This is a genomic window from Kitasatospora sp. NPDC034533, assembly GCF_055575155.1.
The window spans coordinates 23,794-42,629 of record NZ_JBVITE010000029.1 but is presented as its reverse complement, the minus strand read 5'-3'; the positions used below and the strand labels follow the sequence as shown (position 1 = coordinate 42,629).

Genomic DNA, 18,836 nt, shown 5'->3' with positions numbered 1-18,836 from the left:
CGAGGGCGGCGGAGGGGACGGGCACCCGGGCACTCCGTGGACGCCGCCGTCCGACCCGCCGTCCCCGGACGGCAGCACCCCGCCCGGAGACGGGGGACACCGCAAGTGACGCTCGCACCCGAGCAGGAGGGCCGTCTCTCGCAGGGGCGGTCCTTCCCCGTCACCGACGCCTGGGCACCCGCCTTCGACGCTGTCCCGCGGTCGCTGTTCCTGCCGGACCTGGTCTGGGCGCACGACATGCCCACCGGAACGAGCCGGCCCCTGGACCGGACCACCGACGAGGCCGGCTGGCTGGCGGCGGCGGCCGCGGACATCCCGATCGTCACCCAGTGGGACGACGGCCGGCACCAGGGCGTGGAGCCCGGCACGGTGCCCACCAGCTCCGCCTCGATGCCCTCCCTGGTCGCCTCCATGCTCGCGTACCTCCAGGCCGAGACGGGGACGCGGGTGCTGGAGCAGGGCACCGGTACCGGCTGGAACGCCGCACTGCTCGCCCACCGGCTCGGCGACGCGAACGTGACCACGGTCGAGATCGACGCCGCCGTGGCCGCCCGAGCCCGCGCCGCACTCGAACGGGCCGGCTACCGGCCGACCGTCGTGCGCGGCGACGGCGCGCTCGGCTGGAAGGACGGGGCACCGTACGACCGGATCACCGTCACGTACGGACTGCGGGAGATCCCGCGCGCGTGGATCGAGCAGACCCGGCCCGGCGGGCTGATCCTGGCGCCGTTCGGCACCCACTACTCCAACGCCGACGCCCTGGTGCGCCTCACCGTCCACGGCGACGGCACCGCGTCCGGTCCGTTCCTCCAGCCGGTCGAGTTCATGAAGATGCGCTCCCAACGCCTCAAGTGGCCGCAGAGCCCCCCGGACGGCGGTAGCCTCACCGAGACCACGACCACCGCGACGCTGCCCGCGCACGGCAAGTTCGACCCGTTCCCCCTCGCCGCCGGCCTGCGCCTGCGCGACGTCGTCCACGCGATCCAGCCGCACGAGGACGGCGCCCGCACCCTGTGGCTCTACTCCCTCACCACCCCGGCCTGGTCGGCGACAACCTTCCGGGTCGGAGAGGACGAGCACCGGGTCCGCCAGTACGGCGGCCGCCGCCTGTGGGACGACTTCGAGCAGACCTTCACCTGGTGGTACGAGGCGGGCGAGCCCGGCGTCGACCGGCTCGGACTCACCGTCAGCCCGGACGGCTGGCACGCCTGGCTGGACGACCCGGCCCAAAAGGTTCATGGATCGAGGTCGTCACCGCCCGGGTCACGAGCGTGAAGGCCCCCTAAGGCCGGCGCGGGGGCAGCGGTCGAAGGGTGGGCCATCGGATGAGCATGGCGTGGCGGATGGCCGCTGCGAGTCGCCCCAGACCCTTGAGCTCATCGCTCTCCGTAGTCATCTGGCTGACGATCCCGAGACGGTGGACGAGTCGCTGCCGGGCGGTTGCCGTGCCCCACTTCCAGTCCCGGTTCGGGATCCCGGCCAAGTGGTCGGCGGTCCCGCGGTAGGCCCGCTGGACCAGCGCGTCGCCTCGTAGCAGCCAGCCGGCGCATGCGTCGGTGAGGTCGTCCTGGGCCTCGGTGCCCGTCGCGTCGCGCCACGTCGTGCGGTAGGCGGCCTCTGCCGCGTGCAGCAGGGGCTGGGCCGGGGCGGTGACGCACCAGCAGGTCGGGAAGCCGATGCGCAGGTAGGCAAGCTCCACGAGCCCGTTGCCCAGCGCGGCCTGTTCGAAGTCGATGAACCGGACGCCACTGCTGGTGTGCATGTCGTTGCCGGGGCAGGGGTCGCCGTGCAGCAGGGCATGGCCCGGTGTGCCGAGCAGACGGTTCACGAGATCGTCCAGTTCGGTGCGTACCCCGGACGGCACCGCGACGCCGAGCGCCCTGGCGAACCCGAGAAAGGAGTCGACGTCGTCGTGGGTCGGGCCGGACCAGCCGGGGAGCATGCCTGCGTGGTCGGCGCTTGTGGCCGCGTGGAGTCGGGCCAGCGCCGAGGCGTAGTCGACCACCCAGTCCTCGCGGGGCTGCTGGTGGTCCAGGTGCTCAAGGACCAGGACCCGTTCTCCCGGATCGGTGCCGAGGAGCATCGGCACCACGGGCGGGTCGACCCGGGAGGCGAGCTTCAGCGCGGCCACCTCGCGGGCATACCTCTTGGCGGCCTCCGGCCCGTCGACCAACTGCTTGACCACCACGGGCGTGCCGGACAGCTCGGCCCGCCATACCCGTGACCGCGGGCTGCTGCCCAGCCGGCGGGCCCGACGAGGTGCGCCAAGCTCGGCCCGCAGCGCCTCCCCGAATGGCACTCCTGACCACATGGCTTCATCTTCGCATACGCGTGAACACTACTGACTGTTAAGCGAGTTGGACCTCAGGGCGGGCTCGTACGAAGGCCGGAATCATGCAGCGACCAGCTCAGGGCATTCGACCAGCTCAGGGCGTTCGAAGCGGGCACCGGCACGGACGCGGTGGACGAGGTGGCCACCGTTGGACGGAGCGCCATCAGGCCTGGGCCGACTCGACGAGTTCGAAGACCATCGCCGACCCGGCGGCGCGGGAGCCGGCGCCCTTGGCGACCATCGTGCGGGACAGACCGTCAAACGCGCCTAGACGATCAAGAAACAGCAATCGCACCAGGGTTGGACGGCAAGCTGAACCGAAACTCGTTCGGGGCCGCACCCTCCCGAGGGGTGCGGACCCTACGTTTGCGCCCGCACCTGCCGGACGGCGGCGGCCAGGTGGTCACGGAACCAGCGGTGGGCCGGGTCGGCCGCATTGCGCGGGTGCCAGGCCATGCCCAGGTCCAGCGGGTCGAGTTCGAGCGGGATCGGGAAGGTGCGCAGGCCGAGGGCCGCGACGGTCTCCGGCAGCCAGTCGGCCGGGGCGAGGGTGACGAGGTCGCTGTCCCGGGCCAGCAGCATCGCGCCGGTGTGGCTCGGCACCACGACGGCGACCCGGCGGCTCAGGCCGCGGTCGGCCAGCGCGGCGTCGATCGGCCCGAGCCGCTTGCCGCGCCGGGACACGCCGATGTGGTCGGCACCGGCGAAGCGCCGGGCGGTGATCCGGCCCTCGAACAGCGGATGGTCCTTCCTGGCCACCCCGACCAGGGGCACGCGAAGGAGCGGGCGGGTGTGGACCTCCGGATCGAGGTGCCCGAGCACGCCCAACTCGACGTCCACCAGCCCCTGGCGCAGCGCCGGTCCACCCTCCAGCGCTTCCGGCAGGAACACCACGTCCACCCCGGGCGCCTCCGCGCGGACCGAGGCGACGAGCGGGCCGGCCACCCGCACCAGCAGCAGTTCGGCCGCCTGCACGGTGAAGGTGCGCCCCAGCCGCCCCGGCGCGAAGCCCGCCCCGGGCCGCAGCACCTTCTCGCAGTCGCGCAGCAACGCGCCCACCTCCTCTCGGAGTTCGAGGGCCCTCGGCGTCGGCACCATCCCCTGGCCGGCCCGCACCAGCAGCGGATCGCCGACGGCGCGGCGCAGCCTGGCCAGGGTCCGGCTGACCGCCGCCGGCGAGGTGCCGAGACGCTCGGCGGCCCTGGTCACGCTGTTCTCCCGGAGCAGGGCGTCCAGGGCCCGCAGCAGGTTGAGGTCCACATCCAACTCCTGAGCTGCACTTTTGCGCTGAGGGCAAGTATCGGGTGCCGATCCTTGCATTGTTCCCGTCCCGCAGGCCGACGAGGGTGGAACCCGTCAACGAAGTGCCTCCCCGAAACCCTCCGCGAAGGAGCCCCCGTGTCACCGACCCCCCGCAGCGACCGCAGCGATAGCGCCGACCGCAGCGACCGCACCGGCGACGTCCTCGCCGTCGTCAGCCAGAGCGGCCCCACCGTCGTCTTCTTCGACGCCGTCACCGACCGGCTCCTCGACGCGCTCGACGTCCCGGCGGAACCTCACGAGCTGTGCTTCGACCCGGCCCAGCGCCTGCTCTGGTGCACCACCGCCTACCGCTCCGGCTACTACCACGCCAACACCGGCCGCCGCACCGAACTGACCGTCATCGACGCCGACACCCGCCGGATCGTCGAGGTGGTCGACCTCTCCCCCGAACACGGCCCGCACGGACTGGCCCTGGACGCGGCCCGGCACCGCCTCTACGTCAGTGTCGAGGCCTCGGCGGACCGCCCCGGCGGCGTCGTGGTCGTCGACACCCGCACCCGCCGCCCCGTCGGCCGGATCGACACCGGAGCCCCCGGCCCGCACTGGTTCGCCGTCTCCCCGGACGGCCGCACCGGCTACGCCGCCAACAAGGAGGCCCCCTTCGTCTCGGTCGTGGACCTCGACTGCGGCGCCCTGACCGCCAGGGTCGCCGTCCCCGGCAGCGAGGGCCTCGCCGTCTCCCCCGACGGCCGCCGCGCCTACGTCGCCGCGCCGTACAACGGTCCCGAGGCCGCCGCGTCCCCGACGGGCATCCGGGTCGTCGACGCCGACACGGCCTCGGTCACCGCGCTGCTCCCCACCGAGGGCGTCGTCATGCCGGTCCACCTGACCGCCGGCGGCAAACTGCTGGCCGGCGAGCTCCGTACGGCCTCCGGCCCGGACTCCGCCCTGGGGCGCCAGGCTCCCGGCCGGCTCACCGTGTTCTGCGCCGACACCCACCGGCGGCTCGCGTCGATCGAGGTCGGCCGCTTCCCCCTCACCATCACCTCCTCCCCCGACGGCCGACTGGCCTACGTCTCCTCCGTCGTCTCCTCCACCGTCGACGTCGTCGAGCTCGACGACTTCCGGACCGTCGCCCGTCTCACCGTCCCCAAACTCGGCGAGCCCGGCGCCCACGGCCTCGCCTACCTCCCCCGCCCCTCCTGATCCCGCGAGGCCCGCCTCGGTTCCCGGGGCGGGCCATCGGGCGCTGTTCCACGCCCGGTGCCGACCGGACTCCACCGAGGGGAGGCGGTGCGGTGTGCGAGGGCGCGGTCGGGGCCGTCCCGCCCCGACCTCGCGACGGAGGATCCGGCTGCACGGCGCCGGCTACACCCGGCCGGAGACCAGGCCGGTGACGTAGTGCCTGGTCACCGCTCGCAGGAGGTGTCGGTCCGCCTCGGCGCGGGGCCGGACGGGAGGGATCACGGTGGTGGTGCGGGGGCGTCCCACGGAGGATCTGCGTCCATGTCACGCCCCACCCGGGCTCAGCGCGCCGCGATGGGCCGATGCCGTCGAGTTGCCTCTCGCCGGTGCCGATCCCCTGACCGTCGACCGGAGGCTTGCTGCGGACCCAGCGGCGTTGCCCGAACCGGATCGTCCAACCGTTCGGGTACGGCTGCGAGCTGTACTCCGAGGGCCGCCCCGGTTCGGTCGTCGCAACGCCGGTCGGTGTGGGGCGGGGGGCTACTGCGGAAGGTGCCGCCCAGGGCATCCGAGCGGTCGCTGAAGGCGTGCAAGGTTTGGTGGGTCACTGCGGTCCGCATCGCACCGACGAATCGGGGGAAGGCGCGTGGCGTTGGTGTCTCGGCCGTACAGGCTCCAACGGCCGAAGCGGCTCAGCAGACTGCTGGGGTCGTCTTCGTCCAGACCGAGGGCGGCGGCGGCCTTCTCCAGACCGATGTCGCGGCGAACATCGTGAGCGGGCCAGTAGGCGGTCCGCTCGGCGGTCACCTCCGGCCGGCGGGCGGCCCTCAGCACCGCCAGCGGGGAGGTATGCCCCAGCACGTCGACTTCTCCGCCAGGAGGCGTACGAGTTCGGCGACATCGTCCGGCAGGGCGACAGCGGACTGGTCGACCTCGGCGGTGTGCTTGTCCCACTCCTGCTCGCATTCGTCCGCCAGGGCCCCGGCCGCCTCGTGGAGGCTCTGCTCGCCGATCTGGTCCCAGTCGAGTGGGTACGAGGGGCCGGCCCAGCCGCAGGAGCACACACCGCGCAGCTCGGCGGCTCGCGGGGCGTTGTACGCGAGGTGGTCATGGCCGTCGTAGACGTACCACCCGGGGGGTGGTTTCCCCGGCCCCGTGAGGCCGGCGAGGCCCAGCAGTGTGAGCACCGGCAGCTCAGACGCGCGCCCGTTCCGCGAGGACGTTCCCGAGTTCCTGCCTCAACGCCCGGAGGATGCCCGGCAGGTCCGATCGGCCCGGCCCGTCGATCCAGCGTGCGAAGCCGACCTTGAACACGGCGATGGCCGTCTCGGCGGCCAGGCTGGCAGCCGGCTCGGGAGTGCCGCGGTCGCGCAGTGCGGCGGCCATCGTCTCCGCGAGGTGGGCGAGCTTGATCAGTTCGCGTTCGCGCAGCTCCGCGTTGGCCGACACGACGGAGTTCCGCAGCCTGACCCGTTCGGGATCCTCCTGGAGCCGGGCGCCGAGGACTTCGAGGGCCGCGCCCGCCGCGTCCATCGCCGAGGCCTCGGCGGGCGCGTCGGCGACGGCCTGGGCCAGCAGCTCCTTGACCATCTCCGAACCGGAGAACAGCACTTCCCTCTTGTCGGCGAAGTGCCGGTAGAAGGTGCGCTCGGTCAGCCCCGCCCGTGTGGTGATCTCCCCGACGGTGGTCCGCTCGAACCCCTGCGCGGCGTACAGCTCCAGCGCCGCCTGCGCCAGTCGGCCCCGCGCGTTCGGCTCCCATCGACCCATGCCGCGATTCTATGTGATGACAGTGCCTGTCGTCGCCGCTATGGTGATGACAGAACCTGTCATCACTCTTTGGGAGGTCCCGCCATGCGGGTATTCGTCACGGGCGCATCCGGCTGGGTCGGCTCGGCCGTCGTCCCTGAACTCATCGGCGCAGGTCACCAGGTCCTCGCTCTCGCCAGGTCCGGCTCCTCGGCCGCCGCCCTCGCCTCCGCCGGGGTCGAGGTCCTGCGCGGCGACCTGGGCGACCTGGACACCCTGCGGGCCGGGGCCGCCGGCTGTGATGGCGTCGTCCACCTCGCGTTCATCCACGACTTCACCCGGTTCGAGGCCTCGGTACAGGCCGACGCCCGCGCCATCGCCACGCTGGCCGCCGCGCTGGAAGGCACCGGCAAACCCCTGGTCGTCACCGCCGGCACCGCTGCCGTGCCCGGAAGGACCGCGACCGAGCACGACGCCTCCGCCCCGGGCTCACCCGCGGCGGGCCGGGACGCCAACGCCAAGTCCGCGCTCGACGCGGCAGCGCGCGGCGTCCGATCGTCCGTCGTGCGCCTGCCCCGGACCGTGCACGGCGCCGGCGACCACGGCTTCATCGCCCAACTCGTCGCCACCGCACGCGAGAGGGGAGTCTCCGGCTACGTCGGCGACGGGACCGGCCGCTGGCCCGCGGTGCACGTCCGGGACGCCGCCCGCCTGTTCCGCCTCGCACTCGAACAGGCCCCTGCCGGATCGACGCTGCACGCCGTAGCCGACGAGGGCATCGCGGTCCGCGAGATCGCCGAAGTGATCGGCCGCCACCTCGGTCTGCCGACCGCCTCCCTCCCGGCCGAGGACTTCGGCTTCCTGGGCCGGATTCTCGCCGTAGACCAGCCCGCCTCCAGCACCCTGACCCGCGAACTGCTCGACTGGCAGCCGACTCAGCCGAGCCTCATCGAGGACCTGGACAAGGGCCACTACTTCTCCTCGTAGTGCTTTGCCGGGCGGTGTCGTGGGGCCGCCATGGAGTGGGGCGCCGGCATGTGCGGCAGTGGCCGGTCCAGATGGCGATGAGGCGTTGGAGGAGGTCCGGGGTCTGGCCCAAGGTCAGACCCTGGGGAAGCGCCCTGCTCAGCGCCCACATGCCGTGGTGGGGCCCCGGGCCGCCGTCGCCGACGGTCATCAAGAACGTTCGGCAGTCCGAGGGGAGGGCCGCCCCGCAGTCACGCTCGAACGACCGAACCTCCGCCTCCGAAAGGACACTCCTCAGCGGACCACCAGGCACCCGGTCCATCCCGCCCTTCGATCACCGGTGCTGCCGTCGCAGCGAGCGTGGGGCTCCCACAACAGATGGACAGGGTTCCTCCACCCGGGACGGGAGTCGAAGCAGAGCAAGCCTCGTTTGAAACGATCAGTAAGCCGTGTTCGGCCCGGTGAGTCGGGCCAGCTGTTCCATCGCTTCGCGTTCGATCCGGGCCAGCTCTCCCAGTAGCCGGCCGGCGTGTTTCAGGGGGGTGGTGTCGTCGGACTCCCCGGCCGCGGCGATCAGCGCGGCCGTCTCGGTCCAGCCCGCCGCGGCCTGCGCGTACAGGTCGCGGGCGGTCCGCACCCGGGGGTCTCCGAGCAGTTCGGCGCACTCGCCGAGGAAGTCCCGGTAGAGGTTGCGGAACAGCGCGCCGCCCGTTCCGGCCGACTCCATCATGCGCGCGGCCTGCGGCAGCCGGACCTCGGGCCGGTCGGCTCGGGCCCGCCAGCCTGGCACCAGGGCGGCGGCCTTCGCGATGCCGCGGTGCCCGAGGTTGGCGATCGGCGGGTGCAGGAACGCCGCCGCGCAGTGCGCCATCGCCGGGGCCAACAGGCCGCGTAGGTCCGGGAGTTCGCCGCGCAGGGCGAGCGTGAAGGAGCGGTGGCGGGCGGTCATCGGGCCGCGTTCGGCGCGCGCCGCCGCGAGCGAGGCCAGAGTGGTGGTGACAGCCCCGCCCTGCTGGGCGGTGTCCACCAGGTGCGCGTCGTGCCCGTCGTAGCCCACCATCGCCACCACGTGCCCGCCGAAGTGGATCCGGGACGTGAAGTACTCCAGGTGGTAGCTGTCCAGCTGGAGCCCGACCGGGCGCCCGGCGTCCAGTTCGGCGGCCACGTTCTGCCAGGCCCGGCGGGACGAGGAGGTCTCCCGGACGTCCAGTTCCAGGCCGAGCCGGGCGGCCAGCGCGCGGGTCAGCTCGAACGGTTTGACCCGGCCCCCGAGGAACGGGAAGTCCATCGCCTTGCCGTCCCAGTAGACGAACGACAGCCCGGACCCGAGCCCGAACAGCATCGGTTCGGACAGTTCCACGCCCTCGTGGCGCAGCAGTACGTCCAGCGCCGTCGTCTCGCAGTGCTCGCCTGCGCGCACCGGTGTCATGCCGCCTCCTGCGTCCGCTCTCCGACCCGGACCACCAGCCGGGTCGTCCACTCCCGCGCCGGGGCCTGCCCGGGTCCGACCAGGTACGCCTCGCGCACCGGCGCCAGCGGACGCAGCCCGCGTTCGTGCACGGCGGCCAGCAACGCATGGTAGGCGAGGGGCAGTTGGGTGTACGGGCCGTGGTGCACCGTCTCCACCGTCGGTCCGCCGGGCAGCACCTCCCGGTCCAGGCCGCCCGGCACCGCGCCCGTCTCCGCGGTGGTCGTCTCGGCGGTCGTCTCGGCGCCGACCGCGATCCGCATGCCGTCCGCGAGGTCCAGCGGGAACAGGCCCCGCAGCGGAGGCCGCCACGGCGTGCCGTCCAGCGCCGCCAGCAGCCGCCCGACGCACTCGCCGACCCGTTCCGCCAGCTCGCCCGGTCCGGCCACCGCCCGCACCACGGTGAGCCGGCGCTCCGGCTCCCGGCCGAGGGTGATCGCGTACCCGGGCAGTCCGCCGCCGTCCGCGAGGCGCTCCAGCAGTTCCAGGCGGGCCCGGTCGCGGGTGATCCGCTCGGCGACCCGGTCGCGTTCGGCGCGCAGCAGGCGGGCACGTTCCGGTTCGGCGGACTCCAGGGTCGCGGCGATCACCGGCAGCGGCACGTCGAGGTCGCGCAGCAGGGCGACGGTGAGCGCGTCACGAGCCTGTCCGGGGGCGTAGTAGCGGTAGCCGGTGGCGGGGTCGACCCGGGCCGGCGGCAGCAGACCGGTGTCGTCGTAGTGGCGCAGCTGTTTGACGCTCAGCCGGCAGAGGCGGGCGAAGCGCCCGATGGTGAGGAGGTCGTCCCTCGGGACGTCGTCTGGATCTCGCACGTGCCCATCGTGGACCCTCCCGCTGTGGGAGGGTCCATTCCGGCCGAGTCCGTGCTCCCGGCCCGGCGCTCCGAGCGCCGGGGCGGGGCACCCCGACGCCGCCAACGAATCAACGCCCACCTGGCGAGGCACCCGAACCGGACATCGTGGAACCGCGAGACCGAACGTCCGCTAAGCCTTGATGGGTGCGGCCGACCTGGCGGCCTGCTCGATCCTCGCGCAGTGGGCCGCACGGGCTTGCTCGTCGATCCGCTTCTCGTGTTCGGGGCGCACCCCGGTCCGGCCGTCGAGGCCCTCGCGCAGGATGTCGGCGTGCCCGGCATGCCGGTTGGACTCGCCGAGGACATGGACCATGACGGCGAACAGGTTCGTGTCGGCATGGGGCTCCGGCCACCACGGCACGTGGCCGGGGGCGTCGAGGGGAAGCTCGTCGATCGTCGCGTCCGAGTGTTCCCACGTGCGCCGGTAGAACGCGATGATCTGATCGCGGGTCTCGTCCTCGGTCGCCCACAGATCGCTGCCGTCGGAGTCCTGCCACCGGGGCAGCGGTTCCGGGCAAGGGCGGTCGAAGACCTCGCCGAAGTACCTGGCCTCGACGGTGGCCACGTGTTTGACCAGGCCGAGGAGGTTGGTCCCGGTCGCTGTCAGAGGTCGGCGGGCGTCGTATTCGGACAAGCCGTCGAGCTTCCAGAGCAGCGCCTCGCGGTCCCGCCGCAGTCTCCCGTGCAGACTGTCTTTCGCGAACTCATCGATCATGCGGCATGAGCCTGCCATGGGTTGCCTCGTGGTCTCAAGATCCGTACGTGGTCCGCCACGACCGGCGGAGCCGAGGCTGACCATGGCCGCCACCCAGACCTGCGGGGAGCGGCTCGCGGCGACACCGGGGCCGGCCAAGGGACCTCGCCGTCGGAGGCCGCCCTGAACCCCCACTGTCGCCCCCGCCCACCACGCTGCTCGCCCGCGACAACGGCCGGAGCGTGGAGGAGTACGCGCTCGACACCGAGGACCTGGCCATCACGAGGTACCCCTCACCCACTGACGCCAGGCCGTCGCCGGTGCGGACGGCGATTGCGGGGCCAATCACCGGTCTTGGCGGCCTGCTGGCCGCTCGGGTCGCTGGTGGTGGCCTGTTCGTCCTCCTGGTCGGCCGTCAGGCCGTCCCGCCGCGTCCTGGCCGGTGCCCGGTCCGTCGCGCGGCCCGGGCGGCTTCCCGCCGGCGCTCCCCGAGGCCGCCCGGCGCTGCCGCGTCGTGCCGCCCGGCCTGTTCCAGACATCTGGAACAGGCCCGAGTCGCCCGCCGGCCGGCCCTCGGCGGCCGTGGCCGGGGGACCGGGACGGCGGATGTCCGGCGCTGTCCCGGCCGGTGCGTCCGACAGGCGACCTTCGCCGATTACCGGGTGAGTTTGATCACCTCGTCCACGGCGCCGATGTGCGCGGGCGGCATGCACTGCGGCTGGTGGGATGATCGCTGGACGAGATGTCGGGCATCGCGGAGGGCATGGTGGTGGGCCGTTTCGTCGACCCCGGGGTCAAGGTGCACGAGTTCGCCGATGAGGTACTCGTCCGCTGCCCGGTGTGCGGGGGCTGCGCCCTCGTCCTCGCGCGGCTGGGTGAGTGCGAGCACCGCCGGGTCGGCGGCCGGGAGTACACCCGTCGACGGCTGCGGTGCGGCTGCGGGCACGTCAGGGACGAGTTCCGGGACTGCCGGACGTTCGGGCGGCCCGTCGACCCGTACTTCGGGCTGCCTCTCTGGCTGGCTGCGGACTGCCGCGGCGGTCAGCGGCTCTGGGCGTACAACCTCGCTCACCTCGACCTGCTCCAGGGCTACGTCGGTGCCGGGCTGCGTGAACGTGCCGCGGTTCCCGGATCGATGAGCCTGGTGGAGCGGCTGCCGGCCTGGGTGAAGTCGGCCAAGCACCGACCGGAGGTTCTTCGGGCCATTCGCCGCCTGCGCGCCTCGGTTCCGCAGGGCCGACAGTCTGACCAGCCGGTCGGCGACGTCCCGACGGGGAGCGGGGCCGCACCATGGTCCTGAACCGGACGGCCGGCTTGGCGATCGGTCAAGATCGGCATCCGGTCCGCAGCCGCGAGCCCGTGTCTGGCACGATCTCCCGCATGCTCGAAGAAGAGCTCGACGCGCTTGCCCAAGTGATGGCTGAGCACATGGCCAGGCCGTTCCCGCCCGGCTGCCGCGGCCTGGTCGTCGAGGGCGAGGACATGGTGTTGCTCGACGCGGACTCCTATGGCTATGCAGCCGTCGTTTGTGAAGGCCCGCTCAGCGAGCAGCACCGGGCAGGCTTGACGTGGCTGACGTCAGCGTTCGGGAAGGTCCTCCCGGCGATCGACGACGAGTACGCGGCCGAGTACTACACGCACGTGCGCGACATGGCTGTGCTGGCCGCCGAAATTGCGAGCCTGCGCGAGAAGTAGTCCTTCGCACGGGAGGGTTCCGCGGGGGCATCCGCTGGGGCGGGACACCACTCAGAGCACCAGCGTCGGGCCTGGTCCGGAAACTGCCACCTTCACTGCGAATCCTGGAGCAGGGCGTCTCACCGTCCTGACAAAGCCCAGCTCAGGAACCACCGGTGTCACTCCGCGTCCTCCGGTCCGGGGCCGTGCCGCGCTGATCTGCGCCCCCTGCGACGCGGGCATGCAAGGGCTGGCGGGCCCACTGGTGTCAACCGCGACCTGACCAGGACCTGGAGCCTGGACGGGCAGGCCACGCTCGTCATGTTTGGGATGAATCCGGGACGGCCCCAAGGCCGCGTGCGCGGAGTGAAGAAGTCGCTGGTCGCCGCGCCCGGCTTCAACCCGCTCGGCCACCACACCGGTTCGTCTGGCCGCACGACAGCGCCATCGCCGTCCACGGGCTCTCCCGGCCGAGCGTACGTCGGCCCCGGCCGCCCGCGGGGATCCGGGGCCGACGCGGTATGCCGCTGCCGCTCGGCTCGGATTCGAACAGGCTCGATTTTCTGTTTGCCTGGTCGGCATCACCTCCGCCCCGGATACTGGGGGCATGGGATTCGCCGTCTTCATGACCTTGCCCGGACTGGTCATCGTGTTGACCGCTGTGGCCTTCGCGGACCAGTTGCTACTGCGTGCCGGGCGCGCCGGCCTGCTGCCGTGGCGGAACAGCGTCCGGCAGGGCCAGATTTCCGCGACCGGGTTCGAGCAGCTCCACGCGAGCTTTTCGTCCGGGAAGCAGAGCGAGCTCAAGGAGCGACAGTCGGCACTGATGATGAGGGATGACGAGGAGGACGGGGCGCCGCCGAACCGGACAACGGTGGACCTGGACGGAGGGGTCGCGGTCGTCCGGATACCGCAGGCCGGTCAGTAGAAGGCGGCGGGCATGTCGCACCGCCGGCCACATGCCGGCGACGGGGAGGACCGGATCCGCTGACGGCGAGTCGGCAGCTGTCGCGGGAGAGTTGTGAGGTCCGGGCCCAGGCCCGCTCGATCGGTCCGGTGCCGGGAGCCGAGCCGCTGTACAGGACGGCCAGTCCCGCCTGCGGGCCCCGGCCGACGTCGGCTGCTGCGCCACGCTGCCGCGCCACGCTGCTGCGCCCGTCCGGCCTGGGGTGCCCGGTGGTGAGGCCGGTCAGCGGCGGTTGCCGAGGGCGAACAGCAGGATGACGAAGCCGGCGAACACATGGGTGCCGACGACGTAGATCGAGGCTCGGATGAGCATGGCCTTGCGGCGGATCTTCTCGTCACGGCCTGCTTCGCTCATCGGGGCTCCTTGATTGTCGTCGGCGCGCCGGCGGCCCGTGGACGGGGCGAATGTGGAAGCGCCGGCCGGTCGTGGCAGCGCGGTCTGCGTGCTCACACAGGGTGGCTGGGTCTTCGGCCGGGAGCACGGGAAGGGTGCTGCCGCAGTCGTCGAGGACGGTGATCTCGAAGCGCATCGGGGCGGGCTTCCTCCGGTCGGGCGCGGCCGTCAGCGGTCCCCGCGCGTCGCGGCAGGTAGTGCGCCGCTCAGGTGGTGACGGGCGTAGGCGATGGCCTCGGGGGTCGCGGCGAACACCCGGTGCTCCGCGTGCAGACGATCGAGTACGCCGAGGGCGTCCAGCTTCTTGAGGTGCTCCTCCTTCACGCCGGAGACCAGGACGAGGATGCCGCGGCGTTCCAACTTGGCGATGGCGTCGCCCAGGACGAGGGCGCCGGTGGCGTCGATCGCCACGACCCGCGACAGGCGCAGGATCACCGCCTTGACGTCGCCGGTCTCGGCGAGTTCGAGGAGGAACCGGTGAGCACCGGCGAAGAAGACGGGGCCGTCGATCCGGTAGGCGACGAGGTGCTCGGCCAGCAGCGCTTGCTCCTCGGCGTGGTGGTCGGCCGGGGGGAGGCCATCGTGCAACGGCACCATCGTCAGCGCGGCGGAGCGGGCGACCTGGCGCAGCGCCAGCGCGCCGGCCACGAGCAGGCCGACGATGACGGCGGTGACCAGGTCGAACGCGAGAGTGGTGGCCGCGGTCAGGACGAGGATCGCGGCCTCACCGCGCCCGCTGCGGGCCAGCGCCCGGAGCGAGGCGACCTCGACCATGCGGATCGCGGTGGCGATCAGGACACCGGCGAGCGCCGCGAGCGGGATGCCCGCCACCAGCGGGGCGGCGGCGAACACCACCACCGCGAGCACGGCCGCGTGTACGAGGGCCGCGAGCCGGGAGGCCGCCCCGGAGCGGACGTTGACGGCGGTGCGGGCAATGGCCCCGGTCGCGGCGACGCCGCCGAACAACGGGGCGACGAGGTTGGCGATGCCCTGTCCGAAGAGTTCGCGGTCGCTGTCGTGGCGCTCGCTGACGCTCATCGCGTCCGCGGCGGTGGCCGACATCAACGACTCCAGGGCGGCCAGCGCGGCGACGGCGAGGGCGGCGGTCCAGAGGCGCGGGAGGTCATCGAGGTGGAGGAAGGAGAGCGAGGGCGCGGGCAGTCCGGCGGGCAGGTGGCCGATGGTCGCCACGTCCAGGCCGGCCACGGAGGTGACCAGGGTGGCGGCGGCGACGGCGAGCAGGGAGAACGGGATGCCGGGCCGCGTCCGGGCACCGAGCAGCATCACCACCGCCACGCCGCCCGCGAGGGCGAGCGCGGCCGGGTCAGGGTGGTCCGCGAAGCCGGTGACCGCGTCCCAGGCGGCGACCGCCACGTTCTGCGCGCCCGACGGCTTGACGCCGAGGGCGGCCGGGACCTGCTGGAGTCCGATCACGGCGGCGATACCCAGGGTGAAGCCCTCGACCACCGGTGCCGGGACGTAGGCCATGAACCGTCCGGCGCCGCCGAGTGCTGCGGCGATCAGCAGGACACCCGCAGCCATGCCGACGGTGAGGACCCCCGCAGTGCCGTACTGGTGGACGATCGGGACCAGCACCACGGTCATCGCGCCGGTCGGGCCGCTGACCTGGAGGTTGGAGCCGCCGAAGAACGCCGCCAACGCGCCGGCCACCACCGCTGTGGCCAGCCCGGCCTCCGCGCCCGCACCGGAGGCGACACCGAACCCGAGCGCCAGCGGCAGCGCGACGATCGCCACCGTCAGACCCGCCAGCAGGTCCTTGCGCGGAGAGCGGCCCATCGTCACCAGCGCCGCCCGGTTCGGCAACACCGCTCGCAGCCGTGCTCCCGCACGGCGGCCGTACGTCGTGAAGCCCCCGCTCATGCGTTGTGCGCCTGCCGTTCAGGCTCGTGCAGCTCCGCGAGCAGCCCGGACTGGTCGTTGATCATCTCGGTGAGGATCCGGCGGGCGGCGCGCAGCAGCTCCGCGACGTCCGGCGTGCTGAGCGCGTAGACCACGGTGTTGCCCTCCCGCGTAGCGGTCACCAGCTGGGTCCGGCGCAGGACGGCGAGCTGCTGGGAGAGGTTGGACGGCTCGACCTCGATCGAGGCCAGCAGCTCGCGCACCGGGCGCGGACCGTCCTGGAGCAACTCCAGCACCCGAATGCGGACCGGGTGTCCGAGGGTGCGGAAGAACTCCGCCTTGGCCTGGTACAGCGGGACGGCCATCGCTCAGTCCTCATCCTCTTCGTCCGCGGCGTGGTCCAGGGCGATGCCGTGGTGGGCGGCGATCCGCAGCAGCTGCGTGATCCGGCCCGCGTACGCCTGGGCGCCGTCGTCGTCGCCCTCGGCCCGCGCCTTTCTGCGGGCCTGGCGGGCTTCGGCAAGCTGCCGGCGCAGCTCCTCGTCGAACACGTTGCTCATAGCCGCCCTCCCAGGACCGGCCTCACAGCGGTCGGCCGCACTCACTCTCGATACAAGGATGCAGCATCTATGAATATGAAGAATTCTTCAACTTATGATCGCGGCAAGTCGGGCGCGGGCGGCGATCAGTGGAACCGGACTGGAACCGCTCCTACCGCCGTCGGTCTGCGCGCCGGGACCCCGAACGGGCAGCGGGCCGGCTCAGCTGGGATATCAGCTCCAGACCACCTCGGTACTGCGCGGGGCACTCATCCGGGTGCCCCGCCCGGGGTGCGCGCCGATGAGGGAGTGGGTTTCCTGACGGGAGAACGCTTCCGGCCAGAAAGGGCGATGTGCCATGACGGTGACTGCGGACCTCGACAAGATCCTCGACAAGGCGTACGAGAACCTCACGCTGGAGGAGGTGCTGAAGGCGCCGGTGGCGGCCCTGGCCGGGCTGACGGACGCCCACGGCGCCGCTCTCGAAGCGTTGAAGATCAAGAGCATCGGGGACCTCGGGCGGAACAAGTACATCCGCGCCGCCGTCGCCATGGCCGATCTCCAGGACCGCGCCCACTGAGCCGACCTGTCCAGAGGACGGTCGCGGCCGGGCAGCCCAGGCCTCGCACTCGTAGCCACGCCGCCCGGCCGACAACCGGTTCCCGACCCGCGTGAGCGAGCCCGGGCGCCCCGCCGACTGCTCGGCGCCGTCCGCCACCGGGTGCGTCGCCGGGCGGCCGGGATGACCCTGCCCGGGATCGACCGGGCCCTGGCCGCCGCCCGGGACGACCTGCGGAGCGCTGACCTGCACGCCGACACCGGAGACGAGACCGCGCCCACCGTCCAGTAGTGGCAGCGCGCTGCCGGGCCCGGGCGGGGTGGTCACGCCGCGCCTCCCTTGTGTTCGTCCTCGTCCACGATCTCGGCGTCCACGACCTCCTCCTCCGGGCCTTGAGGGCCGCTCGCGCCGGCACCTGGCGTACCGGGGGCGGCGGTCTGGGCGTAGAGGTCCTGGCCGAGCTTCTGGCTGACCTGGGTGACGTGGTCGCCGGCCGCGCGGATCGCGGCGATGTCCTCGCCCTTGAGTTTCTCCCTCAGGTCCGCCAGGGCCGCATCGACCTCGTTCTTCACGTCGGCGGACACCTTGTCCTGGTTGTCGGTGAGGAACTTCTCGGTGGTGTAGAGGAGTTGCTCGCCCTGGTTGCGGGTCTCGGCGGCCTCCTTGCGGCGGCGGTCCTCCTCGGCGTGCTGTTCGGCTTCCCGGATCATGCGGTCGATGTCGTCCTTCGGCAGCGAGGAGCCGCCGGTGACGGTCATCTTCTGTTCCTTGCCGGTGCCGAGGTCCTTGGCGCCGACGTGCATGATGCCGTTGGCGTCGATGTCGAAGGTGACCTCGATCTGCGGCAGGCCGCGCGGGGCCGGGGCGATGCCGGTGAGCTCGAACATGCCGAGCTTCTTGTTGTACGCGGCGATCTCCCGCTCGCCCTGGAAGACCTGCACGGTGACCGAGGGCTGGTTGTCCTCGGCAGTGGTGAAGACCTCCGAGCGCCGGGTGGGGATGGTGGTGTTGCGCTCGATGAGCTTGGTCATGATGCCGCCCTTGGTCTCGATGCCGAGGGACAGCGGGGTGACGTCGAGCAGCAGGACGTCCTTGACCTCGCCCTTGAGCACGCCGGCCTGAAGTGCCGCGCCGATGGCGACGACCTCGTCCGGGTTGACGCCCTTGTGCGGGTCCTTGCCGGTGAGCCTCTTCACCAGGTCGGTGACGGCGGGCATCCGGGTGGATCCTCCGACGAGGATGACGTGGTCGATGCCGGAGACATCGATCTTCGCGTCCTTGACGGCCTGGTGGAAGGGGCCCTCGCAGCGCTCCAGCAGGTCGGCGGTGAGCTGCTGGAACTGGGCGCGGGTGAGCTTCTCGTCCAGGTGCAGCGCGCCCTCGGCGGAGGCCGTGATGTACGGCAGGTTGATCGTCGTCTCGGTCGCGGCGGACAGCTCGACCTTGGCCTTCTCGGCGGCCTCGCGCAGGCGCTGGGCTGCCATCTTGTCCTTGGACAGGTCGATGCCGTAGCCGTTCTTGAACTGCTTCACCAGGTGGTCGACGATCCGCTGGTCCCAGTCGTCCCCACCCAGGTGGGTGTCGCCGGAGGTGGACTTGACCTCCACCACGCCCTCGCCGATCTCCAGCAGCGACACGTCGAACGTGCCGCCGCCGAGGTCGAACACGAGGACGGTCTGATCGTTCTCCTTGTCCAGGCCGTAGGCGAGGGCGGCGGAGGTCGGCTCGTTGATGATCCGCGCCACCTTCAGGCCCGCGATCTCCCCGGCCTCCTTGGTCGCGGTGCGCTGGGAGTCGTTGAAGTACGCCGGCACGGTGATCACCGCGTCGGTGACCTCCTCACCCAGGTACGCCTCCGCGTCGCGCTTCAGCTTCTGCAGCACCCGTGACGAGATCTCCTGCGCGGTGTACCGCTTGCCATCCACGTCCCCTTTCTCCGGGAAGCGCCAGTCGCTCTCGCCGATGTGCCGCTTCACCGAGCGGGCCGTGCGATCCACGTTGGTGACGGTCTGGCGCTTGGCGACCTCGCCGACCAGCACCTCGCCGCCCTTGCCGAAGGCCACCACCGACGGGGTGGTGCGCGCACCCTCGGCGTTCGTGATGACGGTCGGCTCGCCGCCCTCCAGGACGCAGACCACCGAGTTCGTCGTCCCGAGATCGATACCGACTGCGCGAGTCATCTCCGACCTCCTTCACCGCATCGAGCACGGAACCTTCCTGTATCGACGAATAAAACTTGAGTCGTGCGATGTCAAGTCTTGGGGGTTGGCAGGCCGAGGGCACAAGGCGTGGCTGGGGATGGAGGAAATCTGTAGCGTGGAGTCGAGGTCTACG

General features: G+C 72.1%; 20 protein-coding genes. 7 read left to right on the top strand and 13 right to left on the bottom strand.

All coding sequences use genetic code 11. From position 1 onward, the window contains the following. Nucleotides 1-105 precede the first annotated feature (105 nt). Nucleotides 106-1,275 carry a methyltransferase domain-containing protein gene (locus tag ACZ55U_RS20820; RefSeq protein WP_465527631.1) on the top strand — a complete coding sequence of 390 codons (1,170 nt, stop codon included), beginning with the start codon at nt 106-108 and terminating at the stop codon, nt 1,273-1,275. A 7-nt stretch (nt 1,276-1,282) separates the two neighbouring features. Here the strand turns inward: ACZ55U_RS20820 and ACZ55U_RS20815 are convergent, their stop codons facing one another. The 3 genes from ACZ55U_RS20815 to ACZ55U_RS20805 all read right to left on the bottom strand — a co-directional run bounded on the left by ACZ55U_RS20815 (nt 1,283) and on the right by ACZ55U_RS20805 (nt 3,592). Next, nucleotides 1,283-2,311, bottom strand: coding sequence for an aminoglycoside phosphotransferase family protein (locus ACZ55U_RS20815; RefSeq protein WP_465527630.1), 1,029 nt, complete (start codon nt 2,309-2,311; stop codon nt 1,283-1,285). A gap of 184 nt (nt 2,312-2,495) precedes the next feature. Beyond that, nucleotides 2,496-2,621 (bottom strand): hypothetical protein, encoded by a 126-nt coding sequence (locus ACZ55U_RS20810; RefSeq protein ID WP_465527629.1) that lies wholly within the window; start codon nt 2,619-2,621, stop codon nt 2,496-2,498. A gap of 71 nt (nt 2,622-2,692) precedes the next feature. After that, nucleotides 2,693-3,592, bottom strand: a complete 900-nt coding sequence (locus tag ACZ55U_RS20805; protein ID WP_465527628.1) for a LysR family transcriptional regulator — start codon at nt 3,590-3,592, stop codon at nt 2,693-2,695. A 138-nt stretch (nt 3,593-3,730) separates the two neighbouring features. Between ACZ55U_RS20805 and ACZ55U_RS20800 the strand changes: the two genes are divergently transcribed. Further along, nucleotides 3,731-4,801, top strand: coding sequence for a YncE family protein (locus ACZ55U_RS20800; protein WP_465527627.1), 1,071 nt, complete (start codon nt 3,731-3,733; stop codon nt 4,799-4,801). Between the two features lie 806 nt (nt 4,802-5,607). Here ACZ55U_RS20800 and ACZ55U_RS20795 read toward each other — a convergent pair. Together ACZ55U_RS20795 and ACZ55U_RS20790 are read right to left on the bottom strand one after the other, a co-directional pair. Further along, the gene (locus tag ACZ55U_RS20795) at nt 5,608-5,967 is read right to left on the bottom strand and encodes a hypothetical protein (protein ID WP_465527626.1); all 360 of its coding nucleotides are present in this window, start codon (nt 5,965-5,967) and stop codon (nt 5,608-5,610) included. A gap of 7 nt (nt 5,968-5,974) precedes the next feature. Next, nucleotides 5,975-6,550, bottom strand: a complete 576-nt coding sequence (locus ACZ55U_RS20790) for a TetR/AcrR family transcriptional regulator (protein WP_465527625.1) — start codon at nt 6,548-6,550, stop codon at nt 5,975-5,977. An 84-nt stretch (nt 6,551-6,634) separates the two neighbouring features. Here ACZ55U_RS20790 and ACZ55U_RS20785 point away from each other — a divergent pair, with 84 nt between their 5' ends. Then, nucleotides 6,635-7,516 (top strand): SDR family oxidoreductase, encoded by an 882-nt coding sequence (locus ACZ55U_RS20785; RefSeq protein WP_465527624.1) that lies wholly within the window; start codon nt 6,635-6,637, stop codon nt 7,514-7,516. A gap of 418 nt (nt 7,517-7,934) precedes the next feature. Here the strand turns inward: ACZ55U_RS20785 and ACZ55U_RS20780 are convergent, their stop codons facing one another. The 3 genes from ACZ55U_RS20780 to ACZ55U_RS20770 all read right to left on the bottom strand — a co-directional run bounded on the left by ACZ55U_RS20780 (nt 7,935) and on the right by ACZ55U_RS20770 (nt 10,531). Then, the gene (locus ACZ55U_RS20780) at nt 7,935-8,924 is read right to left on the bottom strand and encodes a BtrH N-terminal domain-containing protein (RefSeq protein WP_465527623.1); all 990 of its coding nucleotides are present in this window, start codon (nt 8,922-8,924) and stop codon (nt 7,935-7,937) included. Further along, nucleotides 8,921-9,775, bottom strand: coding sequence for a MerR family transcriptional regulator (locus ACZ55U_RS20775; protein WP_465527622.1), 855 nt, complete (start codon nt 9,773-9,775; stop codon nt 8,921-8,923). The genes ACZ55U_RS20780 and ACZ55U_RS20775 overlap by 4 nt, the downstream gene beginning before the upstream one ends. Nucleotides 9,776-9,946: 171 nt before the next feature. Beyond that, nucleotides 9,947-10,531: a DinB family protein gene (locus ACZ55U_RS20770; RefSeq protein WP_465527621.1), complete on the bottom strand. Its 585-nt coding sequence runs from the start codon at nt 10,529-10,531 to the stop codon at nt 9,947-9,949. Between the two features lie 721 nt (nt 10,532-11,252). Here ACZ55U_RS20770 and ACZ55U_RS20765 point away from each other — a divergent pair. From ACZ55U_RS20765 to ACZ55U_RS20755, 3 genes are all read left to right on the top strand, one after another. Continuing rightward, nucleotides 11,253-11,810, top strand: a complete 558-nt coding sequence (locus tag ACZ55U_RS20765) for a hypothetical protein (protein WP_465527620.1) — start codon at nt 11,253-11,255, stop codon at nt 11,808-11,810. A gap of 80 nt (nt 11,811-11,890) precedes the next feature. Beyond that, nucleotides 11,891-12,205: a hypothetical protein gene (locus tag ACZ55U_RS20760; protein ID WP_465527619.1), complete on the top strand. Its 315-nt coding sequence runs from the start codon at nt 11,891-11,893 to the stop codon at nt 12,203-12,205. A gap of 586 nt (nt 12,206-12,791) precedes the next feature. Next, nucleotides 12,792-13,112 (top strand): DUF6191 domain-containing protein, encoded by a 321-nt coding sequence (locus ACZ55U_RS20755; RefSeq protein WP_465527618.1) that lies wholly within the window; start codon nt 12,792-12,794, stop codon nt 13,110-13,112. A gap of 261 nt (nt 13,113-13,373) precedes the next feature. Here ACZ55U_RS20755 and ACZ55U_RS20750 read toward each other — a convergent pair whose 3' ends face one another. From ACZ55U_RS20750 to ACZ55U_RS20735, 4 genes are all read right to left on the bottom strand, one after another. Beyond that, nucleotides 13,374-13,505: a DUF6126 family protein gene (locus tag ACZ55U_RS20750; RefSeq protein ID WP_465527617.1), complete on the bottom strand. Its 132-nt coding sequence runs from the start codon at nt 13,503-13,505 to the stop codon at nt 13,374-13,376. Nucleotides 13,506-13,712: 207 nt separating this feature from the next. Continuing rightward, on the bottom strand, nt 13,713-15,425 hold the full coding sequence (locus tag ACZ55U_RS20745) for a SulP family inorganic anion transporter (RefSeq protein ID WP_465527616.1): 1,713 nt from the start codon (nt 15,423-15,425) through the stop codon (nt 13,713-13,715). Next, the gene (locus ACZ55U_RS20740) at nt 15,422-15,769 is read right to left on the bottom strand and encodes an ArsR/SmtB family transcription factor (RefSeq protein ID WP_465527615.1); all 348 of its coding nucleotides are present in this window, start codon (nt 15,767-15,769) and stop codon (nt 15,422-15,424) included. Before ACZ55U_RS20740 ends, ACZ55U_RS20745 begins: the two co-directional genes overlap by 4 nt. A 3-nt stretch (nt 15,770-15,772) precedes the next feature. Beyond that, nucleotides 15,773-15,964, bottom strand: a complete 192-nt coding sequence (locus tag ACZ55U_RS20735; RefSeq protein ID WP_465527614.1) for a hypothetical protein — start codon at nt 15,962-15,964, stop codon at nt 15,773-15,775. Between the two features lie 337 nt (nt 15,965-16,301). Here ACZ55U_RS20735 and ACZ55U_RS20730 point away from each other — a divergent pair, with 337 nt between their 5' ends. Further along, nucleotides 16,302-16,523 carry a hypothetical protein gene (locus tag ACZ55U_RS20730; RefSeq protein ID WP_465527613.1) on the top strand — a complete coding sequence of 74 codons (222 nt, stop codon included), beginning with the start codon at nt 16,302-16,304 and terminating at the stop codon, nt 16,521-16,523. Between the two features lie 302 nt (nt 16,524-16,825). Here the strand turns inward: ACZ55U_RS20730 and dnaK are convergent, their stop codons facing one another. Beyond that, nucleotides 16,826-18,682 (bottom strand): molecular chaperone DnaK, encoded by a 1,857-nt coding sequence (gene dnaK, locus ACZ55U_RS20725; protein ID WP_465527612.1) that lies wholly within the window; start codon nt 18,680-18,682, stop codon nt 16,826-16,828. Nucleotides 18,683-18,836: the final 154 nt, after the last annotated feature.